Here is a 2,107-nt window from a genome sequence, read left to right on the forward strand (position 1 = left end):
CTCCACCATCGGCGGGTTCGCCACCATCGTCGGTCCACCACTGGCGGGCCTCCTGATCGCCTGGGTCGGGCCGGTATGGGTGATCGCCATCGACGCCGCCACCTTCGCCGCGCTGGCCCTCACCTACCGCTTCGCGGTGTCCGCCGCGGACAGCGACCACCGGCACGAACGCGGCGCGTCGCGGACCGCCGGGTTCGCTGTCATCCGCCGCAATCCCGCCCTCCTGGGCCTGCTGGCGCTGAGCCTCGCGTTCTTCTTCCTGTTCGGGCCGGTGTACGTGGCCATGCCGATCCACATCACCGATGACCTGCACGCCTCCGCGACGCTGCTGGGCGCCTACTACACCGCGTTCGGCGTCGGCGGCCTCGTCAGAGGGCTGATCACCGGACACCTGCGCCGCTGGCCGCTGCGGGCCACCACCATCACCATCGTCGTCGCGTTCGGCGTGGCCATGTTGCCGCTGGGCCTCGGTGCGCCCGTCGGCGTGTCGCTGCCGGCGTTCGCCTTGGCGGGCCTGATCTGGGCACCGTACATGTCCACGTCGATGGCGCTGTTCCAGCGCAGCACGTCCATCGCGCAGCTACCGGCGGTGCTCGCCGCCAACGGCGCGGTCCTCGTGGTGGCGGTGCCCCTGGGCACCATGCTGGGTGGGCCACTGGTGGGTGCCATCGGTGCCCGGCCGACGATGCTGCTCTGCGCCACGGCGATCGTGACCGTCGGCCTGGTCGCCGGAGGATTCGCGATTCCCTGGCGGAAGACACGATCCTCCGGCGACCCGGCAGTCACCGAGGTCAGTGCCCGTCGCTGAGCTGGACGTCGACCACTGTCAGCTTCCCTCGTTGGTGCGGTGGCGTTCGACCGTCTCGGCGATGCGCTTGATCCGGCGGAGTCGGGCGTCCCAGGTGGAGCCCACCGCCGACAGCTGGGCCACCGCGCGGGCGAGTTGCGCCTCGTCGACCTGGTAGTGACGCTCGCGACCGGCCGGCTCGGCGTGGATCAGCCCAACGCGGTCCAGCACCGCCAGGTGTTTCGAGACGGCCTGCCGGGTGACGGGTAGCTGCCTGCTCAACGAGGTGGCGGTGCCCGGTCCGTCGGAGAGCAGAAGATCGATCATCGTACGCCGAATCGGGTCGCCGATCGCCGACCACAGCTCGTCGTCGACCACAGTGCTCACGCGGTCGCGACCAGCCGCGAAACGTACACGCCCAGCCGGGGAATGTAGTGGTCCCAACCGTTCTCGTGGTCGCGGTACTGCTCCTCCAGGACGGCGACCTCCCACCCCTGCTCACGGAACCCGGTCTCGGTCATCCGGATCTGCGTCCCCGTGCCGTTGGGGATCAGGTCGAAGGTGACGAGCAGCGCCTGCCCGCCGCGGTCCGGCTCGGTGAAGCACCACCGGAAGGAGAACCGCTTCGGCGGGTCGACCTCGACCACGGCGAACGCGACGGTCGTCGTCTCGCCGGTGTCGGCGTCGCGCCACACCAGTTCGCCGGGCGCACCGGCGACCGACTCGAACCGCGCGTCGTCTGGCCACCACTCCCGCATGTGCTCGGGCTGGCTGACCACCTCGAAGACCACCTCGGGGGACGCGTTGACGTGGATGTCGCGTTCGATCGTTCCCTGTTCCATACCCACCACCTTTCGCAACCTTTGGTTGCACTCAACCTACGACAGCCGGACGCCGTCCCGCAACCTTTCGTTGCATGTCGCGGAATCCGTCGTACCCGGGATGCACAATGCCGGGCATGTCTGAGCCGTCGCCGCACCGCCACCACGCCATCGACTACATCGAGCTCACGGTGACCGACCTCGCCGTGGCCAAGCGCTTCTACGCCGACGCGTTCGGCTGGCAGTTCACCGACTACGGGCCGGAGTACGCCGGCATCCGCAGTCCACACGGCGACGACGCACCAGAGGTGGGCGGTCTCCGGCTGGACGCGGAAGTGCGGGCGGGCGGCCCACTCGTGCTGCTCTACTCCACCGACCTGGACCGGTCGGTGCAGGCCGTCAAGGAAGCCGGCGGCCGGGTGGTGAACGGGCCGTACGAGTTCCCCGGTGGCCGGCGGTTCCACTTCACCGACCCCAGCGGCAACGAGCTGGGTGCCTG

The 2,107-nt window shown here is 69.7% G+C and carries 4 protein-coding genes; 2 read left to right on the forward strand and 2 right to left on the reverse strand.

Annotated features, from left to right (window positions below; all coding sequences use genetic code 11):
• On the forward strand, nucleotides 1-808 hold an 808-nt coding region (locus KBX53_RS30845; RefSeq protein ID WP_210863258.1), incomplete at its 5' end, for an MFS transporter.
• An 18-nt stretch (nucleotides 809-826) separates the two neighbouring features.
• Here KBX53_RS30845 and KBX53_RS30850 read toward each other — a convergent pair.
• Complete coding sequence (locus KBX53_RS30850; protein WP_030337495.1) at nucleotides 827-1,174, reverse strand: metalloregulator ArsR/SmtB family transcription factor; 348 nt, start codon at nucleotides 1,172-1,174, stop codon at nucleotides 827-829.
• Nucleotides 1,171-1,629, reverse strand: coding sequence for an SRPBCC domain-containing protein (locus tag KBX53_RS30855; RefSeq protein WP_030337494.1), 459 nt, complete (start codon nucleotides 1,627-1,629; stop codon nucleotides 1,171-1,173). The genes KBX53_RS30850 and KBX53_RS30855 overlap by 4 nt, the downstream gene beginning before the upstream one ends.
• A 116-nt stretch (nucleotides 1,630-1,745) precedes the next feature.
• Here KBX53_RS30855 and KBX53_RS30860 point away from each other — a divergent pair.
• On the forward strand, nucleotides 1,746-2,107 hold a 362-nt coding region (locus tag KBX53_RS30860; protein WP_210863260.1), incomplete at its 3' end, for a VOC family protein.

The sequence above is a fragment of the Micromonospora sp. M51 genome (assembly GCF_018070305.1).
Taxonomy (GTDB): domain Bacteria; phylum Actinomycetota; class Actinomycetes; order Mycobacteriales; family Micromonosporaceae; genus Micromonospora; species Micromonospora parva.